At 46.7% G+C, this 19,038-nt stretch carries 18 protein-coding genes; 12 read left to right on the forward strand and 6 right to left on the reverse strand.

Annotated elements, in window-relative coordinates; genetic code table 11:
* Nucleotides 1-20 precede the first annotated feature (20 nt).
* A complete protein-coding gene (locus tag N39L_RS05625; protein ID WP_006619215.1) occupies nt 21-407 on the reverse strand; it encodes an MHYT domain-containing protein in 387 nt (128 codons plus the stop codon).
* A gap of 172 nt (nt 408-579) precedes the next feature.
* Here N39L_RS05625 and N39L_RS05630 point away from each other — a divergent pair, with 172 nt between their 5' ends.
* Complete coding sequence (locus N39L_RS05630) at nt 580-1,929, forward strand: histidine phosphatase family protein (protein ID WP_006619214.1); 1,350 nt, start codon at nt 580-582, stop codon at nt 1,927-1,929.
* 15 nt (nt 1,930-1,944) lie between these two features.
* On the forward strand, nt 1,945-3,249 hold the full coding sequence (locus N39L_RS05635) for a dihydroorotase (RefSeq protein WP_006619213.1): 1,305 nt from the start codon (nt 1,945-1,947) through the stop codon (nt 3,247-3,249).
* A 16-nt stretch (nt 3,250-3,265) separates the two neighbouring features.
* On the opposite strand, the gene lepB is transcribed toward N39L_RS05635, so the two are convergent.
* The gene (gene lepB / locus N39L_RS05640; RefSeq protein WP_006619212.1) at nt 3,266-3,856 is read right to left on the reverse strand and encodes a signal peptidase I; all 591 of its coding nucleotides are present in this window, start codon (nt 3,854-3,856) and stop codon (nt 3,266-3,268) included.
* A 301-nt stretch (nt 3,857-4,157) separates the two neighbouring features.
* Between lepB and N39L_RS05645 the strand changes: the two genes are divergently transcribed.
* The 10 genes from N39L_RS05645 (at nt 4,158) to N39L_RS05690 (ending at nt 15,627) form a co-directional block, all read left to right on the forward strand.
* Nucleotides 4,158-5,123: a protochlorophyllide reductase gene (locus tag N39L_RS05645; protein WP_006619211.1), complete on the forward strand. Its 966-nt coding sequence runs from the start codon at nt 4,158-4,160 to the stop codon at nt 5,121-5,123.
* A gap of 157 nt (nt 5,124-5,280) precedes the next feature.
* Nucleotides 5,281-5,913 (forward strand): transcription antitermination factor NusB, encoded by a 633-nt coding sequence (gene nusB, locus N39L_RS05650; RefSeq protein WP_006619210.1) that lies wholly within the window; start codon nt 5,281-5,283, stop codon nt 5,911-5,913.
* 84 nt (nt 5,914-5,997) lie between these two features.
* The gene (ftsY, locus tag N39L_RS05655) at nt 5,998-7,716 is read left to right on the forward strand and encodes a signal recognition particle-docking protein FtsY (protein ID WP_014274556.1); all 1,719 of its coding nucleotides are present in this window, start codon (nt 5,998-6,000) and stop codon (nt 7,714-7,716) included.
* Nucleotides 7,717-8,034: 318 nt separating this feature from the next.
* Nucleotides 8,035-9,522: a GAF domain-containing SpoIIE family protein phosphatase gene (locus tag N39L_RS05660; protein WP_014274557.1), complete on the forward strand. Its 1,488-nt coding sequence runs from the start codon at nt 8,035-8,037 to the stop codon at nt 9,520-9,522.
* On the forward strand, nt 9,512-9,775 hold the full coding sequence (locus N39L_RS05665; RefSeq protein WP_006619207.1) for a hypothetical protein: 264 nt from the start codon (nt 9,512-9,514) through the stop codon (nt 9,773-9,775). Before N39L_RS05660 ends, N39L_RS05665 begins: the two co-directional genes overlap by 11 nt.
* A gap of 66 nt (nt 9,776-9,841) precedes the next feature.
* On the forward strand, nt 9,842-11,236 hold the full coding sequence (gene argH / locus N39L_RS05670) for an argininosuccinate lyase (protein ID WP_014274558.1): 1,395 nt from the start codon (nt 9,842-9,844) through the stop codon (nt 11,234-11,236).
* A 109-nt stretch (nt 11,237-11,345) separates the two neighbouring features.
* Nucleotides 11,346-11,756: a bacteriohemerythrin gene (locus N39L_RS05675; RefSeq protein ID WP_014274559.1), complete on the forward strand. Its 411-nt coding sequence runs from the start codon at nt 11,346-11,348 to the stop codon at nt 11,754-11,756.
* A 101-nt stretch (nt 11,757-11,857) separates the two neighbouring features.
* On the forward strand, nt 11,858-14,047 hold the full coding sequence (locus tag N39L_RS05680) for a tetratricopeptide repeat protein (RefSeq protein ID WP_014274560.1): 2,190 nt from the start codon (nt 11,858-11,860) through the stop codon (nt 14,045-14,047).
* A gap of 22 nt (nt 14,048-14,069) precedes the next feature.
* Nucleotides 14,070-15,116: a hypothetical protein gene (locus N39L_RS05685; protein WP_158307543.1), complete on the forward strand. Its 1,047-nt coding sequence runs from the start codon at nt 14,070-14,072 to the stop codon at nt 15,114-15,116.
* Nucleotides 15,117-15,438: 322 nt separating this feature from the next.
* Nucleotides 15,439-15,627 (forward strand): hypothetical protein, encoded by a 189-nt coding sequence (locus N39L_RS05690; RefSeq protein WP_035735520.1) that lies wholly within the window; start codon nt 15,439-15,441, stop codon nt 15,625-15,627.
* A 192-nt stretch (nt 15,628-15,819) separates the two neighbouring features.
* Here the strand turns inward: N39L_RS05690 and N39L_RS05695 are convergent, their stop codons facing one another.
* The 4 genes from N39L_RS05695 to N39L_RS05710 all read right to left on the reverse strand — a co-directional run bounded on the left by N39L_RS05695 (nt 15,820) and on the right by N39L_RS05710 (nt 19,013).
* Nucleotides 15,820-16,542 carry a pilus assembly FimT family protein gene (locus N39L_RS05695; protein ID WP_006618118.1) on the reverse strand — a complete coding sequence of 241 codons (723 nt, stop codon included), beginning with the start codon at nt 16,540-16,542 and terminating at the stop codon, nt 15,820-15,822.
* 190 nt (nt 16,543-16,732) lie between these two features.
* Nucleotides 16,733-17,323: a prepilin-type N-terminal cleavage/methylation domain-containing protein gene (locus tag N39L_RS05700; RefSeq protein ID WP_014274563.1), complete on the reverse strand. Its 591-nt coding sequence runs from the start codon at nt 17,321-17,323 to the stop codon at nt 16,733-16,735.
* A 41-nt stretch (nt 17,324-17,364) separates the two neighbouring features.
* Complete coding sequence (gene hpsC / locus N39L_RS05705; RefSeq protein WP_043468912.1) at nt 17,365-18,309, reverse strand: hormogonium polysaccharide secretion pseudopilin HpsC; 945 nt, start codon at nt 18,307-18,309, stop codon at nt 17,365-17,367.
* A 71-nt stretch (nt 18,310-18,380) separates the two neighbouring features.
* The gene (locus N39L_RS05710) at nt 18,381-19,013 is read right to left on the reverse strand and encodes a prepilin-type N-terminal cleavage/methylation domain-containing protein (RefSeq protein WP_006618115.1); all 633 of its coding nucleotides are present in this window, start codon (nt 19,011-19,013) and stop codon (nt 18,381-18,383) included.
* Nucleotides 19,014-19,038: the final 25 nt, after the last annotated feature.

The following is a 19,038-nucleotide window of genomic DNA, read 5'->3' on the forward strand; positions in this document are numbered from 1 at the left end:
CAGCCACAGAGAAATCAAAGCTACATCAATAGCGATCGCCACAGAAAACACCACCAAACGGGCATCATAATCAGGATAAACCGACCCGCCGCCGGTTGTGACACCAGCCCCAGAAATATCCCAGAGGCCATAATAGCCATCAACAAAGACAACAAAGTCATCCACGGGTTATAACTAACCGATAGGGGCAACTCCAGCGCCACCATACCCGTAAAATCCATGGACCAGAAACCAGCCCCCATAGCGATCGCCCCTCCCAACAGCCAAAACTTCCACCGTTTCGCCGTCCATAGATCCTCACGGACTTGTATAGCCAAATCCATAGGGATATAAGAGGTAATCACAGCAATTGCCAAAGACAAAACCATCAAACCCCAATGGTAATCGCCTGTAATCTGATTATTCATAATCAATTTTGCCCAAGTCCTCAGCATTTCAACAGTCCCGTTAATTCAGAATCCTAGATGGGATTTGGCGGGACAGACCCTTAACATCTCTTTACATGATAAAGGAGTCGCCGGAAACTGCCCCAAACAAGTTAAAATGCTTCTGGCGAACCATCGAACTTAAAATTTGAAGATGACGACCCGTGTAATCCTTGTCCGTCACGGTCAGAGTACCTACAACGCCCAAAAACGCATTCAGGGCCGCCTGGATGATTCGGTTCTCACCGACCAGGGCCGCGTTGATGCCACCTGCGTTGCCCAAGCCCTCCAGGGTTTAAGGTTCGACGCTATTTATCACAGTCCCCTACAACGAGCGCAACAAACTGCCCAACTGATTCGAGCCCGAGTGGGTGCGGCCCCTCCGTTGCAACCGACAGATCTATTGATGGAAATTGACCTGCCTCTGTGGGCTGGACTCCCTCGCCAAGAAGTACGCGATCGCTTTCCCCAAGATTATCAATGTTGGCAACAGAGCCCCCATGAATTTTTCATGGTATTAGAATCGGGGCATAAACATTTCCCCGTGTTAGCGTTATTTGAGCAAGCCCAACAATTTTGGCGACACATCCTCAGCCATCACCCCAACCAAACCATCCTAGTGGTAGCCCACAACGGCATCAATCGATCGCTGATTGCCACCGCTTTAGGAGTTCAACCCCAATTCTATCAAAGTATTCAACAGTCTAACTGCGGTATTAGCATTATCAATATTGGTGATGTCACCCCCGGAGAACTACCCAAACCCGCAGCGGTACAATTAGAATCGATGAACCTCACTAGCCATGTGGGGGATAAACTGCCCTCCCTTCGCCCAGAACATCGTGGACCCAGACTATTATTAGTGCGCCACGGAGAAACTGAATGGAACCGAAAAGGACAGTTTCAAGGTCAGATTGATATTCCCCTCAATGATAACGGGCGATTACAAGCTCGCCAAGCTGCCGATTTTCTCCAGGATATTAAAATCGATTTTGCCATCACTAGCCCCATGGCACGCCCCCGCGAAACCGCAGAAATTATCCTGGAACATCACCGGGATATAGAACTACAATTTGAGGATAATTTCCGAGAGATTAGCCATGGTTTATGGGAGGGTAAATTTGAATCGGAAATTGAGCAAGATTATCCGGGTTTATTAAATCAGTGGAAAACTGCACCGGAAACGGTACAGATGCCAGAAGGTGAAAATTTAAATCAGGTGGGAGAAAGGGTAGCCAAAGGATGGGAAAATATCCTTAATAAATATGATTCCCAATCGGTGACTGGATTAGTGGTTGCTCATGATGCTGTCAATAAGGCTCTGTTGTGTCAATTATTGGGCTTATCACCAGAGCATTTTTGGAATTTTAAACAGGGTAATGGTTCGGTGACAGTGATTGACTATCCCCACGGTGCTAAAGGGGAGCCGGTTTTACAAACTATGAATATTACCACCCATTTATCGGGTAGTATTCTTGACAAAACCGCCGCCGGAGCCCTCTAAGACTGGTTGGTAAATATGAGTAGTGAACTCCTGAAACAGGTGCGGGTATTAAACCCCATGGACGGACGAGATCAAGTGGCAGATGTGCTGATTATTGATGGGTATATTACTGCTATTGAATCTCAGATTTATGATTACCCAGAACATACTCAGATCATTGATTCCCACGGTATGATTTTGGGGCCGGGATTGGTGGATATGTATGGCCACACCGGAGAGCCGGGCTTTGAAGACCGGGAAACTATTGCATCTTTACAGGCGGCTGCTAGGGCGGGAGGTTATACCCGCCTGGGGATTTTACCGGATATGCTACCACCGGCTGATAATCTCTCGACTATTAAACATTGGCAAGGTTTAGCACCCCATGGCTTTTATGTATGGGGGGCTTTGACTGAGGGGGCGGCGGGGGAGATGATGACGGAATTGGCGGAATTAGCCACTACTGAGATTATTGGTTTTGCGGATGGATATGCTCATCGAAATCTTAATCTGTGGCGGCGAGTTTTGGAGTATGTTAACCCCCTGAAAAAAAACGTGGCTCTGTATTGTTGCGATCGCACTCTGGCGGACTCAGGAGTTATGCGATTTGGGGAAGCCTCTATTTATAGCGGTTTAACCGGGATTCCTGATTATGCGGAAACTGTGGCTATTGCCGCTGTCCTGGAATTGGTGGCGGCGATCGGCACTCCGGTTCATATTATGCGGGTTTCTACGGCTAGGGGTGTGCAATTAATTCGGGAAGCTAAACAGCGCCATTTACCTATTACCGCTAGTACGACCTGGATGCACTTACTATTTGATACAGAAGCAATTACCGGGCGGGTTTCGGACTGTGGTTTAGGCTTTGCGCCTACTCCCTACGATCCGAATCTCAATGTTGACCCGCCTCTGGGTAATCCAGACGATCGCCAAGCCTTAATTCAAGCTATTGTAGACGGGACTATTGATGCGATCGCCGTTGACCACACCCCCTACACCTACGAAGAAAAAACCGTTGCTTTTGCTGATGCACCCCCAGGGGCGATCGGCTTAGAATTAGCCTTGTCTCTACTGTGGAAAACCTTTGTCCAACAGCCAGACACCGTTTTTAATATTCAATGGTCGCCCCTGCAACTCTGGCGAGTTTTAAGCACCCAACCCGCCCAATGCTTGGCTATTTCTCCCCCAAATGTTACCGTCAACCGAGCCGCCGAATTAACCCTCTTTGACCCCGCACAGTCTTGGAGGGTTGATCACACCACCATCAAATCGCGATCAGCTAATACCCCCTGCTGGGGGCAGGAAATGACCGGAAAAGTCATGAAAACCTGGCTCAGTTGACAGCCCAAAAAGTCGGTTAAAAACTGCGATCGACCCCTCCCAGACGGTCTAAGGGCCAGAACCGGACCACCGCCCGACCGATGATATTCTCTCGGGGGACAAATCCCCAATAGTGACTATCAAAGCTATTGTTACGGTTATCCCCCAGAACCAAAAACTCGCCTTCGGGTATAGTTTCCGGTCCCCATTTATATTGGGGTTCTTCGGCAATATAGTCCTCCTCAATAGGTTCGCCATTGACAAAAACTTGTCCGTCGCGGACCTCTAATGTTTCGCCGGGTAAACCAATAATCCGCTTAATGAAAGCATCGTTGTATTGTAGGCTCAGTTCCTCGGTGGGATTGAAAACTACCACATCTCCCCGTTGGGGTTCGGTGAAACGGTAGCTTAACTTATCAATAATCAGGCGATCGTTGATTTCCAGGGTGGGAAGCATTGACCCAGAGGGAATATAACGAGCTTCTGCGACAAAAGTTCGGATACCCAAAGCCAAAATTATACTTAGTCCAATGGTTTTAATGCCTTCAACCCAAGCATTCTCCTCGTTGTGAGATGGTGATGATGGTGAATTTTTGGGTTTTTGGTCTTGATTGGGGACACTGCTCATAATTTTACGGTCAAAGGACAGAATTAATATTGGCAGTAGGGCCTAGGCTTGGCTAGACAGACAAGATTCCGCCTTGATGCACGGTGGCATCACCTGCCGATGGTCTAATATTCTTGATCATAGCTGACCATCAGCTTTTTTGGCAGGTTTTGAGAATATCCCCTAAACTGGTTGCGATCGCCACAGGATTAGCAATATAATACTGGGATTAAGGATACCTCACTCAATCAATAACAGCCAGGGTCTCCGTCGGAATAATTACTTAGAAAACTGACGGTGATCAACGGAGTTTTAACTAAAAATGGTACAGGATCAAAAATCAACGGTTATAGTCACGGGTGCCTCTTCGGGGGTTGGTTTATACGCCGCTAAAGCCCTCGCCGATAGGGGCGCTCATGTCATCATGGCTTGTCGTAACTTGGAAAAGGCAGAAGCCGCCGCCCAAGAATTAGGGATTCCCGAAGACAGCCGCACTATGCTTCATATTGACCTCGGTTCCCTTGAGAGTGTCCGACGGTTTATCAACTCATTCCGGGCTACAGGTAGAACCTTAGAGGGGTTAGTCTGTAATGCGGCTATCTATATGCCCCTAATAAAAGAACCCCTTCGTAGTCCAGAAGGCTATGAGTTGACCATGACTACCAATCACCTAGGGCATTTCCTTCTCTGTAATGTGATGATGGAGGATATGAAACGCTCTCTGGCTGAGGATAAGCGTATGGTGATTTTGGGAACGGTTACCCATAACCCCGACGAACTCGGTGGCAAAATTCCACCCCGCCCCGATTTGGGAGACCTGGAAGGGTTTGCTAAGGGCTTCCGAGAGCCGGTTTCTATGATTGATGGCAAAAAATTTGAACCCGTCAAAGCCTATAAAGATAGTAAGGTCTGCAATGTCCTAACTATGCGGGAATTGCACCGACGCTATCACGAGGAAACTGGGATAACTTTCACCTCTCTTTACCCTGGTTGCGTCGCGGATACGCCCCTGTTCCGCAATCACTATCCCCTGTTCCAGAAAATATTTCCTATATTCCAGAAATACATTACCAAGGGCTATGTGTCCCAGGAATTGGCTGGAGAACGAGTGGCTGCTGTGGTCCTTGATGAGGAATATCGCCAGTCTGGTGCTTACTGGAGTTGGGGAAATCGCCAGAAAAAAGGCCGCCAGTCTTTTGTGCAACGGGTCTCGCCCCAAGCTAGAGACGAGGAAAGAGCCGAGAAAATGTGGAATCTCAGTCTCAAGTTGGTAGAACTGGCTTATTGATTTGTGCCTGAAAATTAACAGGTTTCCGCCGGGTTTTCCCGGCTTTTTTGTCGTTAACCCACAAAAGCTGCTTTGGGTGAGCTGGAAACCGATTTTTTGCTAGAATCTATCCCGGCCCCGATTTGTTGCTAAACTAAGACATTTATACTAAACCAATATGCAAGCTCGTAGAACAGCCCGTGAACTCGCCCTTTTGGGGATGAGCCAACTGCCGTCAAATCCCCGAAAGCTTGAAATTCAGGAAATGGAAGATGTGATCCTCGCTGCTGTCCGTACCTTAACCACAGAGGGACAAGAATCCCTAGAGACGGCTATGGCGGAATTACAACGGGGTAACGATCGCCTTTTGAGTAGCCAAACTAGGGCGGCGGATTTGCAAAGCGCCCGCACTATGGTCGGTGAGGCGATCGCACTGGCTCAATCAGCCATTAATCGTTTATCTACTGCTGTGGAATTGCCGGAATTGGTACAATTGGCAAGTCAGCAAGAAGTACACTCCTATGCTGTCAAGATTTTGGTGGAACTTAACACTCACCGGGAAGCACTCGATAGTTGCCTGGAAGCGGCGATGGTTGATTGGCAATTGGGCCGACTCCCTCACATCGATCGCGATATTTTAAGGATTGCGGTCACGGAATTGTTATATATGGGGGTTCAAGAACAAATTGCCGTTAATGAGGCGGTGGAGTTGGCTAAACGTTACAGCGACCACAACAGTTACCGATTTATTAATGGGGTTCTCCGTCGTGTTGTTGATCAGATGAAAACTCAGTCCTCCTCTCTCCTCTAATTTCAGTGATGCTGTGGGTGTGCTATTAACAATTCCCGCCTCACCAATACCCAAATCTGTTGTTAAATTCGAGTAATTAGTAAAATGGTTTTTAATTGGTTCCGCCGCCAGTTTAGCGATCGCCCCTCAGCAGACGATACCCAACAAGCTGAACCCTCCCCAACTCCATCAACTCCCGACGAACCCGAAACTAAACAACCGCTATCGCCTACCACTGCTAATGAGGATTATTTGCAGTGGGCTAAGGCCGCCTATCAAAACATTCAGCAACAACAAAAGCCCACAGAATCCTCCACAGAAGCAGCCACAGAAGCGGCTACAGAAGCCCCTGTTGATGATGTTTCCTCCCCCCCCACAGAAGCGCAAGAAAGCACCTCTGAGGCTCAGGAAACCCCCGCAGAATTAACAGAAACCACTGAACCTGTGGCTGTGGTTGAGGAGGTAGCAGAGGAGGTAGCACAGGAAGCCTCAGAAGAGGTCTCAGAAGAGGTCTCAGAAGAGGCGGCGGAAGTTACCGAAACCCCCGAACCTGTAGCAGAGGAGGTAGCACAGGAGGTAGCACAGGAGGTAGCACAGGAGGTAGCACAGGAGGTAGCACAGGAGGCGGCGGAAGTTACCGAAACGGCTGAACCTGTGGCTATGGTGGAAGAGAGTATTGATCAGTTGCCAATTTGGGCCAGAACCCAGGCGGAACGACAGGCGAGAATTGAGAGATTAAAAGAAACGGCGATTTCTGAACCGGAACCGGAAGGGGGGGAAACCACAGCCAGCGGTGAGGGAGAATCGACAGATATAGTATTTGATGAGATGTTCCTGTGGTCGGCGGAAGTTTTGGCTAATCAGGGACGGAGACCAGAGGAAGTCGCGGTAGAGGAAATCACCTGGCTACAAAAGCTGTGGAAAGGTTTGGGACGGACTCGCCGTAATTTGCTGAATCAATTAAAAGCGATCGTCGGTCAGGGACCCCTAAATCAGGCGGCGGTCGAAGAAATTGAGGCTTTATTGCTACAAGCTGATGTGGGTGTAGAAGCTACTGATGTGATTATTGAGGCACTACAAAACCGCCTGCGAGAAGATGCTTTACCCCCCGAAGATGCGATCGCCTATCTAAAACAACTTCTGCGAGATCTCCTCGAAAAACCCTATCAAAATGGCTATAGTCCCACATTTGCCCCCGAAAAGGAACAATTGAATATTTGGTTAATTACCGGGGTGAATGGGGCCGGGAAAACTACTACCATCGGGAAAATTGCCCATATTGCCCAAAAGTCAGACTACCGGAGTTTAATTGCGGCTGGGGATACTTTCCGGGCGGCAGCAGTAGAACAGGTAAAGGTGTGGGGCGAACGTAGTGGGGTAGAGGTGATCGCTAATCCCGGAAAAAATACCGACCCGGCGGCGGTGGTTTATGATGCGATCGCTGCTGCTAAATCCCGCCAGACCGAATTGCTAATTATTGATACTGCTGGTAGATTGCAGAACAAAAAGAACCTCATGGAGGAACTTAACAAAATTCGTCGCGTAATAGACAAACAAGCACCAGATGCTAAGGTAGAATCCCTCCTAGTCCTTGATTCAACTTTAGGCCAAAACGGACTACGCCAGGCTCAAGTATTTGCAGAAGTTGCTCAACTTAGTGGTGTGGTCTTGACAAAATTAGATGGAACTGCTAAAGGTGGTGTGGCTTTAGCTGTTGTACAGCAGCTAGGTCTACCGATTCGTTTTATTGGTGTTGGGGAAAGTATCGAAGACCTGCGGCCTTTTTCAAGCTACGAGTTTATCGAAGCCCTGTTAAGTGGTTAAAGCTCTGTTAAAGTGCCAATATGGCTATTTAAGTGTCATCATGGGGAACAGTTAATCATTTTATAGAGACTGAGATTCCCACATATTGCCATATTAAAAAACACCAGATAAGCGATCGCCTAGGGTAAATATTAGCCGCTGGGGGGGTAGCTCATGATTACTGGTGGTAATTGCCGATTTTGTAGATGGCAGTACCCTGCAGTGTAGCCAGGGATAATCTGTCATGGATAGCCAGAAAACCAGACTTTTGGCAGAGAGACTTTCATTTTTTTGGACTTACTATTGCGCTCTAACCTTCAAAAAATATATACTAATAATATGACTGCTGTGCCACTTCCAAGACGCTCAGAACAACCTTCAGACTCCCTTTCAAGTTCCTCAGATGCTGATGTGACATCAGCCTCTCACTTAAAGCAAATGGTGGCTAGACTCCATCGGGAACAGCAAAATATTAATGAGTTGCTGAGTTCCCTAAGTTTTGCCCTCCGTAGCTTTAACAATCTCAATCAATTCTTAGAATTAACTCCCCTAGTTGCTAGTCGAGTGACAGATGCTGATGGGGGTGCTTTGGTGCTGTTTAAACCTAACGGTCAGGTGCGATTTCAACGGTTACATTGCCAAGATGGTCGTCAGTGTCAGGATGTTCGCGCCATCTTAGAAAGGGCTACTAGAGAGGTGATATCCCAGCCTAATGATAGCACCGCCGTGGGAGTGCTTCCCCAGAGTATGGCAACACAATATTCAGCCAGCCTAGACCATCAAGTAAGTAGTTGCTTGGGGTCGGATGTAAAACTTTTTGGCACGGAAATCCTAGTTAATAATACATCACGGGGGCGGTTGTATGTGTTCAGCCATGATCCTGATTATCTGTGGACACCAACCCGCCAGAAATTAATTAGACTGGTAGCAGATCAAACAGCAGTGGCGATCGCCAATGATGAACTATCAGTTTCATTGCGGGAAAAAGAACGCCTAGACCGAGAATTAGAAATTGGTGCAGAAATTCAACTGCGCCTACTTCCCCGTAAATGTCCGAAAATTCCCGGCTTAGAAGTCGCGGCGCGCTGTCAAACCGCCAACCGAGTCGGGGGAGACTATTACGACTTTATCCCCTCTAATTTCGATAAACATGAACATGAGAATCATTCCGCTGAGGGAGAAGTTGGCGGTCACACACCATCGGAACATTGGAGTATTGTTATTGGTGATGTCATGGGAAAAGGAGTCCCAGCCGGGTTAATTATGACCATGACTCGGGGAATGTTGCGCGCGGAAGTTCTGAACCGCCATTCCCCCTCCCAGATTCTCCAACATCTTAACCGGGTGATGTATGCTGATTTAGAAAATTCTAATCGGTTTGTGACTCTGTTTTATTCGGAGTATGACCCGACCACGAAAATTCTCTCCTATAGTAACGCCGCCCATAATCCCCCTTTATTATGGCAAGCCCAAAGCCGCAGCATTCGTCGGTTAGATACTTTGGGAATGTTGATCGGTCTTGATGCTGATACCCGTTACTACCAAGCCCAAGTGCAACTGTCTGCAGGGGATACTGTGATTTACTATACTGATGGCTTTACTGATGCGGCTAATCAACGGGGCGATCGCTTTGATGAAGATAACCTACAGACAGCCTTTCAATGGGCTTGTCAGAACTCCCAGACTCCTAATCGCATTGTAGATCATATATTTGCGGAAGTTCAGAAGTTTATCGGTCCGAGTAACAGTAATATTGATGACATGACTTTGGTTGTGCTACAGGTACAACCTTCTGAAAGTGGGGAGAATGCCGATTATGTCCGTTGATACTTTATCGATGTTGGTGCAAATTTGCAGCCACGCTCACCCTATCCGCCATATTCTGATTTTAACCCCTCACTGGTCATGGAAGTGGGGGGAAGTCGCGGCTACCCTACCAGTGGTATTTGGTCAACAGGTGAATGTTGATTTATGGACTAATGTTAAGAGTACCTGGAATAATTTGCTGGAAACTGGACAGCTTTGGGCTTTTTTGATTGGCTTGGGGATGGGGTGGTGGGCGAAAAGCCTATTACCTTAATCGGACATATTTTCCCCAGTCCGTTGATGATCAGACATTTATGGGTAATTTACAGATTATAGGACTATGACTCAAGCTCAAACCTGGAGCCAACGATTTGAAAAGGCTTTACATCCAGCGATCGCCACTTTTAACGCCAGTATCGGCTTTGATATTGAGTTAATCGAGTATGATTTGACAGGCTCGGTGGCTCATGCCAAAATGTTGGTCAAAACTGGGATTATCTCCCCCGAAGAAGGAGAAGCCCTAGTTAATGGCTTGGAGACTATCCGCGAAGAATACCGCCAGGGTCAATTTAACCCCGGTGTCGATGCTGAGGATATTCATTTCGCAGTTGAACGCCGACTTACCGAAATTGCGGGAGATGTCGGTAAAAAACTCCATACAGGGCGATCGCGTAATGACCAGGTGGGGACTGATACCCGCCTTTACCTGAAAGACCAAATTCAACAAATCCGAACCCAGATCCTTGAGTTTCAAGGGGTTTTGCTGGATCTGGCGACCAATCACGTCCATACTCTCATACCAGGATACACCCATTTACAACGGGCGCAACCTCTCAGTTTGGCTCATCACCTACTGGCTTATGTGGAAATGGCGCACCGGGACTGGGAACGTCTGGGAGAGGTTTATCAACGGGTGAATACTTCGCCTCTGGGGTGCGGTGCTTTGGCGGGAACTACTTTTCCTATTGACCGCCACTATAGCGCCGAATTATTGGGGTTTGACCGGGTTTATGCTAATAGTTTGGATGGGGTGAGCGATCGCGATTGGGCGATCGAGTTTCTCAGCGCTTCTAGTCTCATTTTGGTTCACCTCAGCCGCCTCTCGGAAGAAATTATCTTTTGGGCTTCCCAGGAGTTTGGTTTTATCACCCTTACTGATAGCTGTTCCACTGGCTCTAGTATTATGCCACAAAAGAAAAATCCCGATGTGCCCGAATTGGTGCGCGGTAAAACTGGCCGGGTTTTTGGACATTTACAAGGGCTATTAGTCCTGATGAAGGGTTTACCTTTGGCTTACAATAAAGACCTCCAGGAGGACAAAGAAGCCTTATTTGATGCCGTCAAAACTGTGAAAGGCTGTCTCGAGGCGATGACTATTTTGTTATCCCAAGGGATGGAGTTTCGCCCTCAACGTCTCGCTGAAGCTGTGGCGGAAGATTTCTCGAATGCTACTGATGTTGCTGATTATCTCGCCACTAAGGGCGTTCCTTTCCGGGAAGCCTATAATTTGGTGGGTAAGGTGGTCAGAACTTGTCTGGAGTCTGGGAAACTTTTAAAAGACCTTACCCTTGATGAGTGGAAGTCTTTACATCCTGAATTTGATGTCGATATTTATGACGCGATCGCACCTTTACAAGTGGTCGCCGCCCGGAATAGCTACGGCGGCACTGGTTTTGAACAGGTGAAATCAGCCCTCCAAAATGCCCGCGATCGCTGGGAGGCTGCACAATCATAATTATCCGATTAACCGGGTGTATTTAACCCGGTTTCTTGGGGTTTGCTGTAGTAATATTTGAATGGTCAATGGTCAATGGTCAACCTACTTGATTAATTAGGCTAAATTTATGGCTCCCACTTGGAACGATTCTCTCAAAATTGGCATCCCCTTGATTGATTTTCAGCATCAGCAGTTATTCGACCAAATGGATTTATTGATTGATAACCTTGAAAAACAACGCAGCCCCCAGCAACTTAAATCAACTATAAAATTTCTGGAAATGTATATCAATAACCATTTTAAATATGAGGAATCCTGCATGAATTTATATAAGTGCCCCGTCGCTAAAACTAATCATAAAGCCCATCAGCTATTTGTCTTGAATTTTGAAATGATTAAAACTCGCATCGAACAAGATGATGATTTTAACTCAATTATTTTCAGCATTAAACAAGACTTGCGCGATTGGTTTATTAATCACATTAAAAGCATTGACACACAACTAAAGCCTTGCCTCCCTCACAAAAATAATGGATAATGTAGGGATGGGTTTGGCTGTGAATTACCTCTAGCAACCGGAATACTAATAGACCCGCCCTCAATGGATTATGTAATTGATGGCTTTTTGAAAACTTGTATATGTCTACTGATAATCAAGCTGTAGTTTGTCTGAATTTGGGCAATGATTATGTCAAGTCTCAACAATGGGAACTGGCGGCGAATTGTTATCGACAGGCTATCGAAGCTGACCCTAACTTAGCCGCCGCCTATACCAGTTTAGGCAGCATTTGGCAACATTGGCAACAACCCCTAAGTTCAGCTAAACAACTCTATCAGCAAATTAGCGAAAATCCCGGTTCTGTTCCGGTGGATTTTTGCTTACTCCTGGGTGAGAGTTTCGAGAAACATGGGGATAACCAAGGGGCGATCGCTTCCTATAATTTGGCGATCGCTATTAATCCTAAATTGGCAATAGCTCACTATAAAATCGCCCAGATATATCATAACATAAATCAAGTCGATTTGGCAATAGGTAGTTATCAGAAAGCTATTGAATTGCAGCCCAATATATATATCTATTATGTGGGTTTGGGTCAAGCCCTCAGTAGCCAAAAACAGGACGAACAAGCTATCACAGCCTATCGGAAAGCCATTGAGTTAAAGCCAGACTTTTGTTGGTCTTATCACCATTTAGCAGTCATTTTAACTCGATTGGGGCGCGTTGAGGAAGCCATAGCCGCCTATCGTCAGGAAATTACATTAAACCCTGATTTCTATTGGTCTCATTTTCACTTGGGAGATTTACTCAGCCAGCAAAATCAGCCCGAAGAAGCTATCGAAGCCTACCGTCAAGCGATCGCCATTAACCCTCAACAACCAGAAGCCCATCAACGGCTGACGGAGATTTTATCCCGCCACCAAAAAACTGGGGAGGATGCCCTTTTAACGGGGAGGTATGAAGAGGCGATCGCTATTTATCGGGATATGGTGGCAGCTAGACCCGATTATTCCTGGGGATATTATGGGTTGGGTTTAGCATTACTCAACCAGCGACAATGGCGAGAAGCCATTGATGTATTTAATCAGGCAATTAGTATCAATCCTGATTGCTTTTGGTCTTATAATCACCTCGGTTATTGTCTGTTTAAACAGGGTAAAATCTCCCCGGCTATTGATGCTTATAAACAGGCGATCGCCATTGATCCAGAAATCCCAGAAGTCTATATTCGCCTCGGTGATGCCCTCTTACAACAGCCAGATATTGATGGGGCAATTGCTGCTTATTTAGACGCTATTAAAGCCCAACCAGAAGCCGAGATAGCATATCTAAAACTGCGGCATTTACGCACCTATAGTTTTATCAAATTACAACCGGAGCAAATAGAGGCGATCGCCTCTAGTTATCAACAAGCAATTTCCCAGGTTCCCCACTATCCAGAACCCTATATAAATTATGGAGATTTACTCACCGAAATCGGTCAAATTTCCGAGGCTATTTCCACCTATAAACAGGGAGTCTTAGCTAAAACCAAAATCTGTCGCCCCGAATTTTTTAGCAACCACTGGGAAACCGCATCAGTTCAAGGTCCGAATTTTATCATTATTGGCGCTCAAAAAGCTGGCACAACCTCCCTGTATGAATACCTTTGTCATCATCCCCAGGTAATTCCTAACCTCCATAAAGAAGTTGATTTTTTCATTTGGCAATATTACCGAGGTTTAGACTGGTATCTCGCCCATTTTCCCCCCATTCCCCCTGGCGGCGAATTTCTCACCGGAGAAGCCAGCCCTAGTTATATAGTCGATAGTAAAGTATGCGATCGCCTTTACCAAGCCTTCCCAAAAGTCAAGCTAATTGTCACCCTAAGAAATCCAGTAGATCGAGCTTTTTCTCAATATCAAGACCACCGAAATTGGATGGGTCAAGAAAAGCGCACTCTCCAACAGGCCATGATAGATGAAATTGCCATTCTCGATACCATTGACGACCCCACCCTAGCCGGACGGAAATTTTGGGGATGTCAATATGGTTATCTACTGCGGGGAATGTATGTTTATTTTCTGGAAAAGTGGATGCAAAAATTCCCACCCGAACAGCTTTTAATCATCAGCAGTGAACAATTATACACCCAGCCCCAGAACACCCTCAAACAGGTCTTTGAGTTTTTAGGTCTTCCCGACCATCAACTCTCCGAATACCCCCGATATACCGCAGGTTCCTATAATCCCATACCAGAAACATTACATCAGACCCTAGGCGACTTTTTCCGTCCCCACAACCACAAACTCGAGGAATTATTAGGCAAAAAATTCCATTGGTCCCCGTAGGGTGCGTCAGACCCCAGCCATTTTGATATTACCCAAAAATTCTGTACTGACGCACCTAATTCTAATTCCCCGTAGGGTGCGTCAGACCCCAGCCATTTTGATATTACCCAAAAATTCTGTACTGACGCACCTAATTCTAATTCCCCGTAGGGTGCGTCAGACCCCAGCCATTTTGATATTACCCAAAAATTCTGTACTGACGCACCTAATTCTAATTCCCCGTAGGGTGCGTCAGACCCCGGCCATTTTGATATTACCCAAAAATTCTGTACTGACGCACCTAATTCTAATTCCCCGTAGGGTGCGTCAGACCCCAGCCATTTTGATATTACCCAAAAATTCTGTACTGACGCACCTAATTCTAATTCCCCGTAGGGTGCGTCAGACCCCAGCCATTTTGATATTACCCAAAAATTCTGTACTGACGCACCTAATTCTAATTCCCCGTAGGGTGCGTCAGACCCCGGCCATTTTGATATTACCCAAAAATTCTGTACTGACGCACCTAATTCCCCGTAGGGTGCGTCAGACCCCAGCCATTTTGATATTACCCAAAAATTCTGTACTGACGCACCTAATTCCCCGTAGGGTGCGTCAGACCCCGGCCATTTTGATATTACCCAAAAATTCTGTACTGACGCACCTAATTCCCCGTAGGGTGCGTCAGACCCCAGCCATTTTGATATTACCCAAAAATTCTGTACTGACGCACCTAATTCCCCGTAGGGTGCGTCAGACCCCGGCCATTTTGATATTACCCAAAAATTCTGTACTGACGCACCTAATTCTAATTCCCCGTAGGGTGCGTCAGACCCCAGCCATTTTGATATTACCCAAAAATTCTGTACTGACGCACCTAATTCTAATTCCCCGTAGGGTGCGTCAGACCCCAGCCATTTTGATATTACCCAAAAATTCTGTACTGACGCACCTAATTCTAATTCCCCGTAGGGTGCGTCAGACCCCAGCCATTTTGATATTACCCAAAAATTCTGTACTGACGCACCGGACTAAGGGTTCCTCACTTCTCAAAGCCCCTCTCCCTTTCTGGGAGAGGGGTTTGGGGTGAGGGCTGTACCTTATAGAGATGAGAAGCGCTATATCCTCCTGGGGAGGGAAAATTGACGGCCGTGGGGCGGGTTTATTTATATCCTCCTGGGGAGGGAAAATTGACCGTTGAACCCGCCCCTACCTAATTAATGGCAATAGTAGCCATTTTTATGGCCGTGGGGCGGGTTTATTTATATCCTCCTGGGGAGGGAAAATTGACCGTTGAACCCGCCCCTACCTAATTAATGGCAATAGTAGCCATTTTTATGGCCGTGGGGCGGGTTTATTTATATCCTCCTGGGGAGGGAGAATTGACCGTTGAACCCGCCCCTACCTAATTAATGGCAATAGTAGCCATTTTTATGGCCGTGGGGCGGGTTTATTTATATCCTCCTGGGGAGGGAAAATTGACGGCCGTGGGGCGGGTTTATTTATATCCTCCTGGGGAGGGAAAATTGACGGCCGTGGGGCGGGTTTATTTATATCCTCCTGGGGAGGGAAAATTGACCGTTGAACCCGCCCCTACCTAATTAATGGCAATAGTAGCCATTTTTATGGCCGTGGGGCGGGTTTATTTATATCCTCCTGGGGAGGGAGAATTGACCGTTGAACCCGCCCCTACCTAGTTAATGGCAATAGTAGCCATTTTTATGGCCGTGGGGCGGGTTTATTTATATCCTCCTGGGGAGGGAGAATTGACCGTTGAACCCGCCCCTACCTAGTTAATGGCAATAGTAGCCATTTTGATCCGGTCTTTGCTGTTGCTGACCAATGCGAGTCGCACCTATCAGCGTCGAAATGATGATACATCGCTTTTGACCCGGAACTTCAGGATGATGGAGAGCAATGCGTCCCTTCGCCGCCAGAGAAGTTTGGGCGCAGAAATTAGACGGGTTATAGACCGGACAGCCTTGGTGGTTGAATAAAACTCGGTACACCGTCCCCGCGTTTCGGACTTGGTTGGTGTCAGGGTCTACTTTTCGCAGCGTCGTCTCATATTTACCCCTGCTGTTTTTTTCCCGGTTGTGAATTTCTATCCCCGGTTCTAGGTTAGTCCATGAACCTTCTGGGAGTTGACCAGGGGGAGTCTTCGCGGGATGGACTGCTACCTGTACCTGTCCCCCATATTCCCTAATGCTCGCCTGCCATGATGTACTAGACAGTATAGCCTCACTTTTGGTTGAGTGGATAGCCCAGTTGAGTCGCCGGATAGAAGTTTGCAGTTTCTGGTTATTCACGAAACCTAACCACGTCGGAACCGCTATCCCACCTATTATCGATATAATCACCATCACCACCAATACTTCTAGTAAAGAAAACCCAGATTCTGTATGGGGTTTTGGCGATTTTGCACCCTGAAAGTCACTGCTCACGGGTTTTTCAGGCACTAAATTAACAGCCTGTTTCTGAACCAGAAGCAAGTGCTTAATTAATTTATTTTCCATTATTTAACCTGGGTCAAAAGGATACATTTTGTGTATTTAATACACAAATAACCTCACTCGCAACAGGCCTATTTACGGGTGATATCTTTTGTGGTGTATTCTAAACTATCTTGGCGGGAATCGGGGGTAAAGTTTTGTTAAAATATTCAGCCGATAATTAACTTTTTGTGTTACAATAGGTTAGTTACAATTACTCATCAAAGCAAGCATCTCCTTCCCGTTTCTGGGTAGAGACTAGGATAGTTCTGACAAGCACGCAATGTATCACGGTCTCATCAGCCGAAGATACAACTACCCGAAAAGGTTTATCTTCTGTTATATTATTGTTTCGATCTTGCTCTGGTACTATAACTCCTTGATGGTCAAATTCTAGGTGTTCTCGGCTATTGCTTGTTGGTGGAATAACTTGCAGTGTGATTTGTCCCTCGTTAATCTCGCCATTGACATCGAGAGTTTGCCAACCTGCGTTATCGTCGTCCGGTCGTCCACCAGAGGTTAAATAAATTCGATATGCGGGTATACCTTGATGCTCACCAAATTCGAGGGATCTACCTAAACTGGTTAATTGGGCTTGGCTTTGAGCCTCTTGTATGGCGTTATAAACCCGGTCATTAACGGTGCGAACTTTTTGTCTGTTGGCAAACATCAGCCATGTCGGAGCTGCGATCGCACTGAGAATGGCAACCATTAATGCTACCACCAACATCTCAATTATCGTGAAGCCTGACTGGTTGTTTTTGCGCCTATAATCGACGGCTTTTCGGTTAATTAAAATACTCATTTTATGGGTTCCTTTTATTATAAATTGAGGGACTTTATGGGTTAATTTAAAGTGCCGAAGCCTTTAACCAAAAAGCTGGTCTCAGGAAAAAGCGATCGCCGATTCCGGTCGAATGTTGTAGCATTCGGATCAATGCGAAATGCCGCATTCATTCTCAGGTTAACTAAAGCTGCTGTCCTACGGGAGTCCACACATACAAAAAAGCCACTACCCTTATCTCCAGATAGTAAATCAGCTTCAGTTGGATCATCTGTTGCAGTTAAGCCAAAAGCTGTTTTACAGTGATCCTCGGCTAGACCTGCGACCTCGTTTGGATATATGTAATCAATCAGAACTTCTCGTGATGCTCTAATTTCATGGTCGGGATCTCGTTTCCATCTATTCATTATTTGCTGAAGCGTACCTTCTCCAAATGTAGGTAATTGAAAACCTTTATCTGGTGCTGTACTGGTACCTGGTTTTGTACGGTCCTCCACGCATTCACCACCGTCCCTAGGACAATCTTTGATTTGTAAGCGAGAAATACGCCCCTGACCAGACCAAGTATCAGAAGCATCTGTTTGTAAATAGTAAGCAACTAAAGAGTAAACTTGGGCATCATTGCAACGCTTACCCTTGCAGGGGGGAACAACATTGGGGATAAACTCCTGTTTCCAGAACACCAATACCACATTTTCAGGATGAGGAAGTTGGTCTCTAATCGCATTAACCCCTTCACCGTCGTAGATATAGATAGCTTGGGAGAGGTCGCGGCGAATGAAATCTGCAGCCGCCTGTAACTCCTGTTCGGATCTGGCTTTGATTTCTTCCCGGGTATCGGTTCGTAAAACATCCACCACAAAAAACAGAATGGGCGTGATGATCATACTAGCCACAACAGCCGAAATCAATAACTCAACCATTGTGAAGCCTAAGTCATTCCCCTGGGTGGTTTTTGACTTACCTTTCAATACACCAATTAACCAAAACCGAACTAGGGACAGCATAACTACCTCTCTACCTGGATAAAGTGACTTTTGCACTCCATGGGAACCATCACCAAACCTATTAATCCCCTTCATCGTGAGATGCATCCTTCCCCTTCCAAACGATCACGCCAATTCTGAAAGACAAAATTAGCACCACGAGGGTTATCTGGATCGTTAAACGGTGCAATCTCCGTTCGCACCTCCACTAGGGGGTCTCTGGGGCTGCCTAAACCGACTCTGGAACTCGCCACATGACCAGACCCCCTCGGTGGTTCCGATTGAGCAAATGCGTCAGCACGATACACCCTGACAATCAACTGATAACCTTCCTCTAGGTTGTTGCTACACTCATTTATGCCAATTCCCTGAACCATCATATCCGTGGGGCTATCGGTTTCACATCCCCCAGTTCCGTCATTATCCACACAGAACAAGTCGTCTCGACTGGTTGGTCCAGCGTTGGGTTCACTGGGATTTAACAGCACCAAGTTCTGATGTTCATTGGTTGGGTCAGCACGGACAGCACTGATATAACTGTTAGCGGCTCTGCTGGCTAGTTCTATGCGTCTAGCCTGTACCCGGGTGGCGAAGGCAAAACCCAACACCGGAGAAATCCCCACCATCAGGATACTGACCACCACCATAGCCATGATGGACTCGAGCAGGGTGTAGCCAGATTCACTGGACTGGGAGAACTTTGGGGATAGTTTGGGGTTGAACATGGTTTGGCTTAGAATGCAACATGAT

Source organism: Limnospira platensis NIES-39 (assembly GCF_026000695.1).
Lineage (GTDB): Bacteria > Cyanobacteriota > Cyanobacteriia > Cyanobacteriales > Microcoleaceae > Limnospira > Limnospira platensis.

Bases quoted from the DNA above. Each gene is read 5' to 3' on its own strand.
- N39L_RS05630 (WP_006619214.1), top strand. From the start codon at position 580: ATGACGACCCGTGTAATCCTTGTCCGTCACGGTCAGAGTACCTACAAC.
- lepB (WP_006619212.1), bottom strand. From the start codon at position 3,856: ATGAGCAGTGTCCCCAATCAAGACCAAAAACCCAAAAATTCACCATCA.
- N39L_RS05700 (WP_014274563.1), bottom strand. From the start codon at position 17,323: ATGAGTATTTTAATTAACCGAAAAGCCGTCGATTATAGGCGCAAAAAC.
- N39L_RS05625 (WP_006619215.1), bottom strand. From the start codon at position 407: ATGAATAATCAGATTACAGGCGATTACCATTGGGGTTTGATGGTTTTG.
- hpsC (WP_043468912.1), bottom strand. From the start codon at position 18,309: ATGCTGTCCCTAGTTCGGTTTTGGTTAATTGGTGTATTGAAAGGTAAG.
- N39L_RS05695 (WP_006618118.1), bottom strand. From the start codon at position 16,542: ATGGAAAATAAATTAATTAAGCACTTGCTTCTGGTTCAGAAACAGGCT.
- N39L_RS05665 (WP_006619207.1), top strand. From the start codon at position 9,512: ATGTCCGTTGATACTTTATCGATGTTGGTGCAAATTTGCAGCCACGCT.
- N39L_RS05680 (WP_014274560.1), top strand. From the start codon at position 11,858: ATGTCTACTGATAATCAAGCTGTAGTTTGTCTGAATTTGGGCAATGAT.
- N39L_RS05710 (WP_006618115.1), bottom strand. From the start codon at position 19,013: ATGTTCAACCCCAAACTATCCCCAAAGTTCTCCCAGTCCAGTGAATCT.
- ftsY (WP_014274556.1), top strand. From the start codon at position 5,998: ATGGTTTTTAATTGGTTCCGCCGCCAGTTTAGCGATCGCCCCTCAGCA.
- N39L_RS05660 (WP_014274557.1), top strand. From the start codon at position 8,035: ATGACTGCTGTGCCACTTCCAAGACGCTCAGAACAACCTTCAGACTCC.
- nusB (WP_006619210.1), top strand. From the start codon at position 5,281: ATGCAAGCTCGTAGAACAGCCCGTGAACTCGCCCTTTTGGGGATGAGC.
- N39L_RS05690 (WP_035735520.1), top strand. From the start codon at position 15,439: ATGGCAATAGTAGCCATTTTTATGGCCGTGGGGCGGGTTTATTTATAT.
- argH (WP_014274558.1), top strand. From the start codon at position 9,842: ATGACTCAAGCTCAAACCTGGAGCCAACGATTTGAAAAGGCTTTACAT.
- N39L_RS05635 (WP_006619213.1), top strand. From the start codon at position 1,945: ATGAGTAGTGAACTCCTGAAACAGGTGCGGGTATTAAACCCCATGGAC.
- N39L_RS05645 (WP_006619211.1), top strand. From the start codon at position 4,158: ATGGTACAGGATCAAAAATCAACGGTTATAGTCACGGGTGCCTCTTCG.
- N39L_RS05675 (WP_014274559.1), top strand. From the start codon at position 11,346: ATGGCTCCCACTTGGAACGATTCTCTCAAAATTGGCATCCCCTTGATT.